General features: G+C 68.5%; 13 protein-coding genes, 1 tRNA gene and 1 riboswitch. Of the genes, 4 read left to right on the top strand and 10 right to left on the bottom strand.

Going from position 1 to position 12,102, the window contains the following annotated elements; all coding sequences use genetic code 11:
* Positions 1-14 precede the first annotated feature (14 nt).
* Positions 15-89 (bottom strand) — tRNA-Gly (locus AUL33_RS08085).
* A gap of 55 nt (positions 90-144) precedes the next feature.
* Positions 145-1,227: a 2'-deoxycytidine 5'-triphosphate deaminase gene (locus tag AUL33_RS08080; RefSeq protein WP_062206365.1), complete on the bottom strand. Its 1,083-nt coding sequence runs from the start codon at positions 1,225-1,227 to the stop codon at positions 145-147.
* A 255-nt stretch (positions 1,228-1,482) separates the two neighbouring features.
* Positions 1,483-1,561: riboswitch (SAM riboswitch) on the top strand.
* Positions 1,562-1,611: 50 nt separating this feature from the next.
* Between AUL33_RS08080 and AUL33_RS08075 the strand changes: the two genes are divergently transcribed.
* Together AUL33_RS08075 and apaG are read left to right on the top strand one after the other, a co-directional pair.
* The gene (locus AUL33_RS08075; protein WP_062206361.1) at positions 1,612-2,808 is read left to right on the top strand and encodes an O-succinylhomoserine sulfhydrylase; all 1,197 of its coding nucleotides are present in this window, start codon (positions 1,612-1,614) and stop codon (positions 2,806-2,808) included.
* Positions 2,809-3,041: 233 nt separating this feature from the next.
* Entirely contained in the window at positions 3,042-3,434 is a 393-nt protein-coding gene (gene apaG, locus AUL33_RS08070) for a Co2+/Mg2+ efflux protein ApaG (protein WP_062206358.1), read from the top strand.
* An 85-nt stretch (positions 3,435-3,519) separates the two neighbouring features.
* On the opposite strand, the gene AUL33_RS08065 is transcribed toward apaG, so the two are convergent.
* Genes AUL33_RS08065 through AUL33_RS08055 form a run of 3 tightly spaced genes read right to left on the bottom strand, consistent with a single transcriptional unit; the run spans position 3,520 to position 6,693 of the window.
* Complete coding sequence (locus AUL33_RS08065) at positions 3,520-4,548, bottom strand: Hsp33 family molecular chaperone (RefSeq protein ID WP_082652420.1); 1,029 nt, start codon at positions 4,546-4,548, stop codon at positions 3,520-3,522.
* Positions 4,541-5,488, bottom strand: a complete 948-nt coding sequence (gene argF / locus AUL33_RS08060) for an ornithine carbamoyltransferase (RefSeq protein ID WP_062206354.1) — start codon at positions 5,486-5,488, stop codon at positions 4,541-4,543. Before argF ends, AUL33_RS08065 begins: the two co-directional genes overlap by 8 nt.
* Positions 5,485-6,693 carry an aspartate aminotransferase family protein gene (locus AUL33_RS08055; protein ID WP_062206350.1) on the bottom strand — a complete coding sequence of 403 codons (1,209 nt, stop codon included), beginning with the start codon at positions 6,691-6,693 and terminating at the stop codon, positions 5,485-5,487. Before AUL33_RS08055 ends, argF begins: the two co-directional genes overlap by 4 nt.
* A gap of 521 nt (positions 6,694-7,214) precedes the next feature.
* On the opposite strand from AUL33_RS08055, the gene AUL33_RS08050 reads away from it, so the two are divergent.
* Positions 7,215-7,835, top strand: a complete 621-nt coding sequence (locus AUL33_RS08050; RefSeq protein WP_062206347.1) for a GcrA family cell cycle regulator — start codon at positions 7,215-7,217, stop codon at positions 7,833-7,835.
* 103 nt (positions 7,836-7,938) lie between these two features.
* Here the strand turns inward: AUL33_RS08050 and AUL33_RS08045 are convergent, their stop codons facing one another.
* Entirely contained in the window at positions 7,939-8,778 is an 840-nt protein-coding gene (locus tag AUL33_RS08045) for an FTR1 family protein (RefSeq protein ID WP_062206343.1), read from the bottom strand.
* Positions 8,779-8,782: 4 nt separating this feature from the next.
* Positions 8,783-9,166: a cupredoxin domain-containing protein gene (locus tag AUL33_RS08040; RefSeq protein WP_062206340.1), complete on the bottom strand. Its 384-nt coding sequence runs from the start codon at positions 9,164-9,166 to the stop codon at positions 8,783-8,785.
* 209 nt (positions 9,167-9,375) lie between these two features.
* On the opposite strand from AUL33_RS08040, the gene AUL33_RS08035 reads away from it, so the two are divergent.
* The gene (locus AUL33_RS08035; protein WP_062206337.1) at positions 9,376-9,657 is read left to right on the top strand and encodes a DUF3297 family protein; all 282 of its coding nucleotides are present in this window, start codon (positions 9,376-9,378) and stop codon (positions 9,655-9,657) included.
* Between the two features lie 57 nt (positions 9,658-9,714).
* Here AUL33_RS08035 and phoB read toward each other — a convergent pair whose 3' ends face one another.
* The 3 genes from phoB to pstB form a co-directional block, all read right to left on the bottom strand.
* Positions 9,715-10,446 carry a phosphate regulon transcriptional regulator PhoB gene (gene phoB / locus AUL33_RS08030; protein WP_062206544.1) on the bottom strand — a complete coding sequence of 244 codons (732 nt, stop codon included), beginning with the start codon at positions 10,444-10,446 and terminating at the stop codon, positions 9,715-9,717.
* 5 nt (positions 10,447-10,451) lie between these two features.
* The gene (gene phoU / locus AUL33_RS08025; protein ID WP_062206335.1) at positions 10,452-11,195 is read right to left on the bottom strand and encodes a phosphate signaling complex protein PhoU; all 744 of its coding nucleotides are present in this window, start codon (positions 11,193-11,195) and stop codon (positions 10,452-10,454) included.
* A gap of 91 nt (positions 11,196-11,286) precedes the next feature.
* Entirely contained in the window at positions 11,287-12,096 is an 810-nt protein-coding gene (gene pstB / locus AUL33_RS08020) for a phosphate ABC transporter ATP-binding protein PstB (protein WP_062206542.1), read from the bottom strand.
* Positions 12,097-12,102 lie beyond the last annotated feature (6 nt).

The following is a 12,102-nucleotide window of genomic DNA, read 5'->3' as shown; positions in this document are numbered from 1 at the left end:
GTGAAGCGAGGCGCTGGAGCGGGCGATCGGGATCGAACCGACGACATCCAGCTTGGGAAGCTGGCGTTCTACCGCTGAACTACGCCCGCGTCGTGGGCGACACTGCCGGTTCGCCCCGGCGGCGTCAAGCCGGCGGCCCGGCCTTCAGCGAAAATGCTTCGAGAGCTTGAGGCCCTGCGCCTGGTAGTTCGAGTTGAGGTCCGTGCCGTAGAGCTTGGCCGGCAGGGCCGCCATGCGCTCGTAGACGAGGCGGCCGACGATCTGGCCGTGCTCGAGGATAAACGGCACGTCGTGGCTGCGCACCTCCAGCACCGCGCGGCTGCCGGTGCCGCCCGCCCCGGAATGCCCGAAGCCGGGATCGAAGAAGCCCGCGTAATGAACTCGGAACTCGCCGACGAGCGGATCGAACGGCGTCATCTCGGCAGCATAGGCCGGCGGCACGTGCACCGCCTCGTGCGAGACGAGGATGTAGAACTCGTCGGGATCGAGCACCAGTTCGCCCGCGCCCGAGCGATGGATCGGCTCCCAGAATTCCAGGATCGGCTGCACGCCGCGCCGGTCGACGTCGACGACGCCGGTGTGCCGCTTGCCGCGATAGCCCACGAGCCCGTCCGCATCGCCCTGCAGGTCGATCGACAGGGCGATACCGCCGCCGGAAATGTTGGCGTCCGCCGCGCTCGTCAGCCGTTCGCGCCCGTGCAGGTCGGCCAGTTCCGCCTCGCCGAGCTGCGCGTCGCCCGTGCGGAAGCGGATCTGGCTCAGCCGCGAACCCGGCCGCACCACGATCGGGAAGGTGCGCGGCGAGATCTCGATGAAGAGCGGCCCGCGATAGCCGGCCGGCACCTTATCGAATTCCTGCGCCCCGTCGGTCATCACGCGGGTGAAGATGTCGAGCCGACCGGTCGAGGATTTCGGGTTGGCCGCGGCGCGCGTGCCCTCGGGCAGCGCCAGGCTTTCGAGCAGCGGCACGACGTAGACGCAGCCCGTCTCCAGCACCGCGCCGCCCTTGAGATCGATCTCGTGCATGGAAAAGCGCGCCAGCTTGTCCGCCACGCGGTTGCCGCGCCCCGGCAGGAAGCTCGCCCGCACCCGGTACGCCACCGAGCCCAGCCGCAGGTCGAGGCTCGCCGGCTGGATCTGGTCGGCGTCGAACGCCCGCTCGGCCCGAATGCCGCCGGTGTCGAACAGATGCTGGATCTCGCTATCGGGAAGGATTCCACCGGCCATGTGCCGTCGTATCGCATTCACCCTTAGCGGGCGGTTAACTCGGCGGGAAGACAGGGGCGCTGTCCTTGGACCCCGCCAAGGACTTGAGGCCCTTGAAACCCCCTCACTTGGGTCCACGATCGGGAGGGGCCGGCGGCCCCTCCCGATCGTGGATGAGAGAAAGCGAGGGCTCCGGGGGTGTCAGCCCCCGGGCGGGGACCGGGGCGGCAGCCCCGCCATACCCGTTGATTTCAAGCCTGCACGGGATTATGCGTCTTGCGTTCCCGTGGTGATTTTGCCGGCCGGCTTGCAGCCACGTTAAAACAAGTCGCTAAAGGGCCGTTTCTCTCGTCCGAAGCGGTTTTTTCGCGGCCCGTCCGAAGTCGGCTGTCGGAGACCCCTGCCATGCTGAAGAAGAACGACGAGGCGAAGCGCGTGCGGCCTGCGACGGCGATGGTCCACGGCGGCACGATGCGCTCCGGCTTCGGCGAGACCTCCGAGGCGCTCTTCCTGACGCAGGGCTTCGTCTACGGATCAGCCGAAGCGGCCGAGGCCCGCTTCAAGGGCGACGAGCCCGGCTTCGTCTATTCGCGCTATTCCAACCCGACGACGCGGATGTTCGAGGAGCGCATGATGGCGCTCGAGGGCGCCGAGGACGCGCGGGCGACGGCGTCGGGCATGGCGGCGGTGTCGACGGCGCTGCAGTGTTCGGTGCAGGCGGGCGACCATGTCGTGGCGGCGCGCGCTCTGTTCGGCTCCTGCCGCTACATCATCGAGACCGTGCTCGGCCGCGCAGGGGTCGCCTCGACGCTGGTGGACGGGCGCGATCTCGACCAGTGGCGGGCGGCGGTGCGGCCGGAAACGAAGGTGTTCTTCCTGGAGAGCCCGACAAACCCGACGCTGGAGGTCATCGACATCGCGGCGGTGGCGGAGATCGCGCATGCGGCGGGCGCCATCCTCATCGTCGACAACGTGTTCGCGACGCCGATGCAGCAGAAGCCGCTGGAGCTCGGCGCGGACGTCGTCGTCTATTCGGCGACAAAGCACATCGATGGCCAGGGCCGCTGTCTCGGCGGCGTGGTGCTGTCGACCGCCGAGTGGATCGAGAAGAACCTGCAGGACTTCTTCCGCCACACCGGCCCCTCGCTCTCGCCCTTCAATGCCTGGACCCTCCTGAAGGGTCTGGAGACGCTGCCGCTGCGGGTCGCGCAGCAGACGACGAATGCAGCGGCCATTGCGGAAGTCCTGGCGGTCTCGCCGAAGATCGCCAAGGTGATCTATCCCGGCCGCAAGGACCATCCGGACGCCGCCGTGATCGCGCGGCAGATGACCGGCGGCTCGACGCTGCTGGCCTTCGAGGTCGAGGGCGGCAAGGCGGGGGCGTTCCGCTTCTGCAATGCGCTGGAGATCATCAAGATCTCGAACAATCTCGGCGACGCCAAGAGCCTGATCACCCATCCGGCGACGACGACGCACAAGAACCTGACGGAAGAGGCGCGCGCCGAGCTCGGCATCGGGCCGGGCATGCTGCGCCTCTCGGCCGGCATCGAGGATCCCGCGGACCTCGTCGACGACATCGAGCGGGCGCTCGCCTCGGTCTAGCCCCGTCGGGGACCCGAACCCTCTGCGCCGCCGTCCGGATCCGGGGCGGCGCAGATCGATGCAGGCGACGCCGATAGGCAGTCGTATGCGACGCCCCTTGGCAGCCGGGATCTCGCCGGGCACGACGGTGCGCCGTCATCCTGCCGCGATCCCTCGTCATGAGGGGTCCTCGATTGACCTTGGATCGCGAGGCCGCGAACGATGCGGCCGATCCATCCTCCAGACGGCAGCTCATGTACACGGCGACGACACGTCACATCACGGTGCAGGTGACGCCGAGCTTCCTGCCGGACCAGTCGGAACCGGCCGACGGTCGCTGGGTCTTCGCCTATCGCATCGAGATCGCCAACGGGTCGCGCGAGACGGTGCAGCTGCGCTCGCGCTACTGGCACATCACCGACGCCAACGGGCATGTAGAAGAGGTGCGCGGCGCCGGCGTCGTCGGCGAGGAGCCGATCCTGACGCCCGGCGACAGCTTTACCTACACGTCGGGCTGTCCGCTGCCGACCTCGTCGGGCATCATGCGCGGGCTCTTCCGCATGCAGCGTCCCGACGGCACGTTCTTCGAGATCGAGGTGCCCGCCTTCTCGCTCGACGCCCCCGGCCCGACGCGCGTCCTGAACTGACCGCGCGCGCGCCGCAGGACGTGTGAAGACGGATGGGCATGTAAAACCTCGCGCTCTTACCCGGGCGCGTTCGGCGAAGAGGCGCTCAGCGCCCCTCGCCGCGATCGGCCTCGGCATCGGTCCCGACGCCGAATTCGTCGGGTGAGAAATCGTAGGCCTCGCCGCAGAACTCGCAGGTCACGGCGATGCGGCCGTCCTCGACGCTGTCGGCGAGATCGTCGGCCGAGAAGCTGGAAAGGACGCCGCGGATCTTCTCACGCGTGCAGGAGCAGTCGTCCTCGACATGCGTCGGCGCGAAGACGCGAACGCCGCGCTCGTGGAAGAGACGGAAGAGCAGGCGCTCGACGCCGACTTCCGGGTCGGCGAGTTCGGAGGGCTCCACCGTCGCCATGAGGGCCTGCACTTCGGTCCAGGCATCGTCCGGCTCGGTCACGGCGCCCTCCGCGCCTTCGGGCGCGTCGCCGCCCGGCAGGTCGGGCATGCGCATGCGCTCGGGCGCCTCGGGCAGGAACTGCGCGATGAGACCGCCGGCCCGCCAGGACTCGCGAAAGCCACCGCCCTCGACGCGACGCGCGATGCGCGCCACGGCGAGACGCACCGTGGTCGGAATCTGCTCGGACTGGCGGAAATAGGTTTCCGCCACGCCCTCGAGCGAGGCTCCGGAGAGTTCGACGATGCCCTGGTAGCGCTGCATGTGCTCGCCCTGGTCGATCGTCAGGGCCATGATCCCGTTGCCGAGCAGCGCTTCGGGGCCGGTCTCGCCCGCCGCCACGGCGGCTTCGAAACGCTCGGCGTCGAAGCGCGCATAAGCCCGCACGCTGGACGGCATGGTGAAGTCGACGACGAGCAGGTCGACCGGACCGTCGGTCTGCGTCTGCGCGATGAACTTGCCGTCGAACTTCAGCGAGGTGCCGAGAAGGACGGTCAGCACGATCATCTCGGCCAGAAGCTGCGCGACCGGCGCGGGATAGTCGTGGCGCGACAGGATGCCGTCGACCATGGCGCCGAGCTGCACGGCACGCCCGCGCGCGTCGAGCGCCTCGACCGCATAGGGCACGACCGCGTCGTCGCCGGCGAAGCCGAACTCGCCGAGTTCCAGATTGCTGTCAGCCATGCCGTGCGACGTCCCCGAACACCCAGGCGAGAATGGACTTCTGCGCATGAAGGCGGTTTTCCGCCTCGTCGAAGACCACCGATTGCGGCCCGTCGATGACGCCGTCCGTCACCTCCTCGCCGCGGTGGGCGGGCAGGCAGTGCATGAAGAGCGCGTCGGGATGGGCGCCCGCCATCAGCCGCTCGTTCACCTGGTAGGGCAGGAAGACGTTGTGGCCGCGCGCGGCGTCTTCGCGCCCCATCGAGACCCAGGTGTCGGTGACCACGCAATCGGCGCCGGCGACAGCCTCCGCGGGGTCGCGCGTCAGCGTCAGTTTGGTGCCCTCGCGCCGTGCCCGCTCGACATAGCGCGGATCGGCCTCCGAACCTTCGGGAGTGGCGACGCGCAACGCGAAGTCGAAGCGACCGGCGGCCTCGATCAGCGAGTTGAGGACGTTGTTGCCGTCGCCCGTCCAGGCGAAGGTCTTGCCCTTCACCGGGCCGCGATGCTCCTCGAAGGTCAGGATGTCGGCCATGATCTGGCAGGGATGGGTGTCGTCGGTCAGCGCGTTGATCACCGGCACGGTGGCGCTTTCGGCCATCTCGAGAAGGCGCGAATGCTCGGTGGTGCGGATCATGATCGCGTCGACGTAGCGCGACAGGACACGCGCGGTATCGGCGATGGTCTCGGAGCGCCCGAGCTGCATCTCGGTGCCCGAGAGGAACAGCGTCTCGCCGCCGAGCTGGCGCATCGCCACGTCGAAGGAGACGCGGGTGCGGGTCGAGGGCTTCTCGAAGATCATCGCGAGGACGCGGCCCTCGAGCGGGCGCGGGCCGGCGCGGCCGAGCGCCTTGCGCTCGCCGGCATCGCGCAGGATCGAGCGCAGGTCCACCGTCGACATGTCGGCGAGGTCGAGGAAATGCCGCGGCGAGGGCGCGGCGACCCGCTCGGCGGCGCTCATGCCGCAGTGCTTTCGCTCAGCCGACCCGAGAAGTCGGCCGCCACGGATTCGATGCGATCCATCGCCTCGCGCACCTCGGCCGGCGTCACGTTGAGCGGCGGCAGGAAGCGGATGACGTTGTCGCCGGCGGGTGCGGCCAGCATCTCGCGCCCGCGCAGGGCCTCGATGAAGGCAGCGTTGGGCCCGCGCGGCTTGATGCCGATGAGCAGGCCCTCGCCGCGCACCGCCTCGATGACGTCGGGATAGCGGTCCTGCAGCGAGGCAAGGCTCTGCTTGAAAAGGAGGGCGGTGCGGCGCACCTCGGCCAGGAAACCGTCGGCGAGGACGATGTCGAGCACGGCATTGCCCACCGCCATCGCCAGCGGATTGCCGCCGAACGTGGTGCCGTGGGTGCCCGGCGTCATGCCCTTGGCCGCTTCCGCCGTGGCGAGACAGACGCCCATCGGGAAGCCGCCGCCGATGCCCTTGGCGGAGGCGAGGATGTCCGGCTCGGCGCCCGAATGCTCGTAGGCGAAGAAGGTGCCGGTGCGCCCGACGCCGGTCTGCACCTCGTCGTAGATGAGGAGGATGCCCTTCTCGTCGCAGAGATCGCGCAAGCCCTTGAGGCAGACGTCCGGCACGGCGCGAATGCCGCCCTCCCCCTGGATCGGCTCGACGAGGATCGCGGCGGTCTCGTCGGTGATCGCGGCCGACAGCGCCTCGTGATCGCCGAAGGCGACCTGATCGAAGCCCTCGACCTTCGGGCCGAAGCCCTCAAGATACTTCTTCTGGCCGCCGGCGGCGATGGTCGCCAGCGTGCGGCCGTGGAAGGCGCCCTCGAAGGTCAGGATGCGGTAGCGCTCCGGCTGGCCGTTCACGTAGTGGTAGCGGCGGGCGGTCTTGATCGCGCATTCCAGCGCCTCGGCGCCGGAATTGGTGAAGAACGCCTTGTCGGCGAAGCTCGCCTCGACCAGCCGTTCGGCCAGCCGCTCCTGGCCCGGGATCTCGAAGAGGTTCGAGACGTGCCAGAGCTTGGCGGCCTGCTCGGTGATCGCGCGCACGAGATGGGGATGGGCGTGGCCGAGCGAGTTCACGGCGATGCCGCCGGTGAAGTCGAGGAACTTGCGACCATCGCTCGTGTGCAGCCAGACGCCTTCGCCTCGCTCGACACGGATCTCCGCACGCGCGAACGTGGCGAAGAGCGGATTGTCGTCGTGTGGGAGCATGGCGGACACTTCTGTCTGGCGGGGAACGGTGGCGGCTTCACCCCGTGCAACACGGGCTATGAGAGAAACTAAGCGGTTCATGCGCTGCGTCCTGCGGCGTCTCGGACCCTGAGGCCGTGCCGATGGAGATCGGTCCGCAGGCGCAGGCTATACCACGCGGACGCGTTGCGTTGTCAATGAAGCGCGCCATTCCAATGGCACCCGAAACGCTCGCAAAGCCCGTCGCAGCAAGCTTTTCGCGGCGGGCCGGCACGGACCTCGATCCCCCGTCCGCCGATGAATTCGCCGGGGTCGCGAAGATGGCTGATGCATCGCGGACAATCTGTTGATAAGCGAAAAATCGATTCGGGCCACACTGTGCGACTCTTGCCACAGAGTCCGCGCTTGGGCTAAATTTCGCCCAGACACCAGATCTCGTGCGGCGGACCACGAACTTTCAAACATCTTGTGGTCTGCGGCCGTCTTGGGTCCGGCCACATCCTTCCGTCGTGCCCGGATATTCAAGAACGAGGAGTCAGTTCATGAGCTGGACCGACGAACGGATCGACCTGCTGAAGCGCCTTTGGGGCGACGGCCATAGCGCCAGCCAGATCGCGACACAGATGGGCGGCGTCACCCGCAACGCCGTGATCGGCAAGGTTCACCGCCTGAAGCTCGACAGCCGCCTGAAGGCCGCAGCGCCCGCCGAGACGGCGCCGGTCGTGGCGGCGATCCCGAAGCCCCCGCGCCCGGTTCTCGTCGAGACGGCACCGGTCGCGGCAGCCCCCGCGCCCGTCATCGTCCCCGTCGTGGAAGAGGTCGCGCCGCCGCGCCTCGTGGCAAGCACGCCGACCCCGACGATGACCCGCCCGCCGGTGATCCGCGCCGTGGTCGGCGCCACCGCGCTGAAGATCGAACCGGTCGTGGAAACCGTCGGCGCCATCGACCTCGACGAGACGCGCCCGAGCGGCGAGGTCGTGCCGATCTCGCGCAACCTGACGCTGGTTCAGCTGTCGGAGCGCACCTGCAAGTGGCCGCTCGGCGACCCGCTGGCCGCCGACTTCCGCTTCTGCGGCAACCATTCGCGCGATGCTTCGCCGTACTGCCAGTATCACGCGCGCATCGCGTTCCAGCCGGTCTCGGAGCGCCGCCGGGTCCGCTAAAGCGAGCGCCCCGACATCGACCCAACGAAAAAGCCCCGGCGTCCGCGCCGGGGCTTTTTCGTTGGATCAGGTGCAACGGCTCGCCTGCGAGCGGCGGGAAACGTCAGGCCGTCCGACTCGCGCGCTGGAGCGGCGGCGGCGCCGATCGGGCGGCCAGCCGCGTGGCGACCCACATGAACGCGACGACGCCGAGATAGGCGGCGAGTTCGTTGGCCGAAGGGCGCGCCGTGTAGCCGAGGAGCGTGTGCGCCACGCGGCCGGCGATGCCCTCCTCCGACAGAATGCTGGAGGTGTCCCAGAGCGGTGCGGTACCCGTCACCAGCCAACCGCCGGCTTCGAGAAAGCGGGCAGCCTGTGCCGCGAGGCCGGCTGCCAGAAGCGTGATGAGAAGTCCCAGCGCCGAAAAGAGATGGCGCAGCGGGATCGAGACGAGGCCGAGATAGAGCAGCGCCGAGACGAGCGCCCCACCGGCGATGCCGAGCAGGCTGCCGCCGACGATGCCGAGCGCCGTCGTGCCGCCACCGGCCGCCACACCGTAGAGGAAGAGCACGACCTCGCTGCCCTCGCGCAGCACCGCGACGCCGCAGACCACCGCCAGCGCCATCAACGAGCGCCGCCCGTCCATCACCTCGCGCCCGACATCGCGCAGGTGCGCGGCCATTTCGCGGCCATGGCTGGCCATCCAGGCATTGTGCCAGACGAGCATGGCCACGGCGACGATGAGCACCGCCGCGTTCAGCGTCTCCTGGCCCGCGCCCTCGAAGAGATCGGCGATGACCCCGGCAAAGGCCGCGACGATGCAGGCACCCAGCACCCCGGCTCCGACGCCGGCGCCGATCCAGAGACCGCGCGACTTCAGCCCGCGCGTCGCGGCCAGGACGACGCCCACCACGAGGCCGGCCTCGAAGACCTCGCGACAGACGATGACGAAGGCGGCGAGCACCGGCCTATTCCACCACCACCACGCCCTGCGCGGTGTCGGCGTGGAACTCGCCCATGAACGTGTAGCGGCCGGGCTTCAGCGGCGGCAGCCGGATCACCCCTTGCGCGCCGCCGCCCACCACCTTCTCGACGCGCAGATCCTTCGAGTCGAACTCGTCGGCGGTGGCGTCGGCGTTGCGCAGGAGGATCGCCGCCGGACGATCGGCGGGTAGGCGGATCTCGGCGGGCGTAAAGCGATGGCCCTCGAGCACGAGTTCCACCTGTCCCTTGGCGTTAAGGGGCGTCGGGACGGCCACCTCGGCGAGGGCGGCGGTGGTTATCGCCGGCAGGCCGATGGCGAACGCAAGCCGGATCGTGCGAAGGCCGGGCGACGGGATGGAGGAGAACATGGGACGGCTCCGGAGCGGGCGACACCGCACCCGGCCTACGGCCCGGCGACGGCGATGATGTCGGCATCATCTGCCGCCTCACGAAGAGTTGACAAGCGCAGTCCGGATTAAATCGGCGTCAGGTTCTTCGAACGATTCCAGATTGGACGCGCGTCGCAAGCTGTCGAGATGGCTGGCACCGCGCGGGCGCTTGCGCTATGAGGCGGCCCATGACCGACGCTCCCCTCCCCGACGCTTCCCTTCCCGATCGGCTCGCTATCGATCCCGACAGCCCGTTCTATGACGAGGCCTTGCTGACGCGCGGCGTCGGCATCCGCTTCAAGGGAGCGGAAAAAACCAATGTCGAGGAATATTGCGTCAGCGAAGGCTGGATCCGCGTCGCCGCCGGCACCGCGAAGGACCGCCGCGGTAAGCCGCTGACGATCAAGCTCAAGGGCCCGGTCGAGCCCTACGTGAAGACCGACGCGGACGAGGCCGCGTCAGACGCCTGAGCCGTTGGATTCAGCCGGCTCGGCGCAGCGTCGCGCCGGCCGTCCTCGCTTGAGCGATCAAACCGTCTCGCGGCTTCCCGCCGCCGCCGCGCGGGCGGCCGTGAAGGTCTCGTCGAGCGCATAGCCCGCGCCGCGCACGGTGCGGATGGGATCGCGCTGGCGACCCCGGTTGATCGCCTTGCGCAGCCGCCCGACATGGACGTCCACCGTGCGCTCGTCGACATAGATGTCCCGGCCCCAGACGCCGTCGAGCAGCTGCTCGCGCGAGAAGACGCGGCCCGGCGACTGCATGAAGAACTCGAGCAGCTTGAACTCCGTGGGTCCGAGCTTCACCTCGCGGCCCGAGCGACGCACGCGATGCGTCTCGCGGTCGAGGTCGATGTCGCCCGCCGAGAGCTGCGAGGAGATCCGCTCCGGCTTCACCCGGCGCAGCATGGCGCGCACGCGCGCCATCAGTTCGGGTGTCGAGAAGGGCTTCACCACGTAGTCGTCGGCGCCGACCGAGAGCCCGCGCACCCGCTCGCTCTCCTCGCCGCGCGCCGTCAGCATGATGATCGGCAGGCGCTCGGTCTCGGGCCGGGTGCGCAGGCGCCGGCACAGCTCGACGCCCGACAGGCCCGGCAGCATCCAGTCGAGGATGAGGAGGTCGGGCACGACCTCCTTGAGGCGTAGATCGGCCTCGTCGCCGCGCGCGATCGTGTCGACCGTGTAGCCTTCCGATTCCAGATTGTAGCGCAGGAGGACGCCGAGAGCCTCCTCGTCCTCCACCACTGCGATGCGCGCGTTCATCGCGTTCACCGACCGCGGTCGGCGAGAAGCGTCTCGCCGGCGGGCACCGGCGCGGTCATCGAGGGGGTCGAGTCGCCCTTCGGACGGTCGGTCTCGATCTGTCGGCCGGTCTGGATGTAGTAGATGGTCTCGGCGATGTTGGTGGCGTGGTCGCCGATGCGCTCGATGTTCTTGGCCGAAAACAGGAGATGGGTGCAGGAGGTGATGTTGCGCGGATCCTCCATCATGTAGGTCAGGAGTTCGCGGAAGATCGACGTGTACATGGCGTCGATCTCGGCGTCGTTCGTGCGGATCTCCTCGGCCCGCACATGGTCGCGCGTCGCATAGGCGTCAAGCACTTCCTTCAGCTGCGAGAGCGCCAGCTCCGACATGTGCTCGATGCCCCGCACCAGCTGGATCGGCTGGGCATGGTCGTGAACCGCGATGACGCGCTTGGCGATGTTCTTGCCGAGATCGCCGATGCGTTCCAGGTCGCTGGAAATGCGGATGGCGCCGACGATCTCGCGCAGGTCGTGCGCCATTGGCTGGCGTTTGGCGATGGTCATGATCGCCCGCTCGTCGATCTCGCGCTGTGCGGCGTCGAGCAGGATGTCGTCGGCCACCACCGACTGCGCCAGCCCCCAGTCGGAGCGGATGAGCGCGGCGACGGCCTGTTCCACCATGCGTTCGGCATGACCGCCCATCTCGGAGATGCGCCGCAGGATGAACTTGAGCTCCTCGTCGTAGGACGAGACGATGTGGTTTTCCATGGGTCCTCGTTCCCTTGCGCGTCGGGGCGCGGGTCCCTTGCGGGGAACCGCGGCCGCAACCTTGGACGACCGGCTCCAGCCGGCGCCGGGATCAGCCGAAACGGCCGGTGATGTAGTCTTGCGTGCGCTTGTCGTCGGGGTTCTGGAACATCTTCTCGGTCGCACCGACCTCGACGATCTTGCCCAGATGGAACATCGCGGTGCGCTGCGACACGCGCGCGGCCTGCTGCATCGAGTGGGTGACGATGACGATCGTGTAGTTCTGCTTCAGTTCGTCGATCAGCTCTTCCACCGTCGCGGTGGCGATCGGGTCGAGCGCCGAGCAGGGCTCGTCCATGAGAATGACCTCGGGCGCGACGGCGATGGCGCGCGCGATGCAGAGCCGCTGCTGCTGACCGCCCGAGAGGCCGGTGCCGGGCTCGTCGAGCCGGTCCTTGACCTCCTCGAAGAGGCCGGCCTTGCGCAGGCTGGTCACGACGATCTCCTCGAGATCCGCCTTCGAGCGCGCCAGACCGTGGATCTTGGGTCCGTAGGCGACGTTGTCGAAAATCGATTTCGGAAACGGGTTGGGCTTCTGGAACACCATGCCGACGCGGGCGCGCAGTTCCACCACGTCGATGGCCCGGTCGTAAATGTCCTCGCCGTCGAGGGTGATCCTGCCCTTCACCTTCGCACCCTCGACCGTGTCGTTCATCCGGTTGAGGGTGCGCAGGAAGGTCGACTTGCCGCAGCCGGAGGGGCCGATCAGGGCCGTCACCTGCCGCTCGTAGACGTCGAGATCGACTTCGAAGAGCGCCTGCTTCTGGCCGTAGAACACGGCGACCTTCTCGCCCCGCATCTTCGAGACGGGTGCGATCGCGGCGGCGGAGTGTTGGGCAGCGTTCAAGGAAAAGTTTTCCATCATGGG

It is taken from the genome of Aureimonas sp. AU12 (genome assembly GCF_001463705.1).
Taxonomy (GTDB): Bacteria; Pseudomonadota; Alphaproteobacteria; order Rhizobiales; family Rhizobiaceae; genus Aureimonas.
Note: the sequence above shows the minus strand (reverse complement) of the source record. Positions and strands in the feature narration are given on the sequence as shown.

Excerpts from the sequence above, each read along its gene's own strand:
- AUL33_RS08080 (WP_062206365.1), bottom strand. The coding sequence starts at position 1,227 with ATGGCCGGTGGAATCCTTCCCGATAGCGAGATCCAGCATCTGTTCGAC.
- AUL33_RS08075 (WP_062206361.1), top strand. The coding sequence starts at position 1,612 with ATGCTGAAGAAGAACGACGAGGCGAAGCGCGTGCGGCCTGCGACGGCG.
- apaG (WP_062206358.1), top strand. The coding sequence starts at position 3,042 with ATGTACACGGCGACGACACGTCACATCACGGTGCAGGTGACGCCGAGC.
- AUL33_RS08065 (WP_082652420.1), bottom strand. The coding sequence starts at position 4,548 with ATGGCTGACAGCAATCTGGAACTCGGCGAGTTCGGCTTCGCCGGCGAC.
- argF (WP_062206354.1), bottom strand. The coding sequence starts at position 5,488 with ATGAGCGCCGCCGAGCGGGTCGCCGCGCCCTCGCCGCGGCATTTCCTC.
- AUL33_RS08055 (WP_062206350.1), bottom strand. The coding sequence starts at position 6,693 with ATGCTCCCACACGACGACAATCCGCTCTTCGCCACGTTCGCGCGTGCG.
- AUL33_RS08050 (WP_062206347.1), top strand. The coding sequence starts at position 7,215 with ATGAGCTGGACCGACGAACGGATCGACCTGCTGAAGCGCCTTTGGGGC.
- AUL33_RS08040 (WP_062206340.1), bottom strand. The coding sequence starts at position 9,166 with ATGTTCTCCTCCATCCCGTCGCCCGGCCTTCGCACGATCCGGCTTGCG.
- AUL33_RS08035 (WP_062206337.1), top strand. The coding sequence starts at position 9,376 with ATGACCGACGCTCCCCTCCCCGACGCTTCCCTTCCCGATCGGCTCGCT.
- phoB (WP_062206544.1), bottom strand. The coding sequence starts at position 10,446 with ATGAACGCGCGCATCGCAGTGGTGGAGGACGAGGAGGCTCTCGGCGTC.
- phoU (WP_062206335.1), bottom strand. The coding sequence starts at position 11,195 with ATGGAAAACCACATCGTCTCGTCCTACGACGAGGAGCTCAAGTTCATC.
- pstB (WP_062206542.1), bottom strand. The coding sequence starts at position 12,096 with ATGGAAAACTTTTCCTTGAACGCTGCCCAACACTCCGCCGCCGCGATC.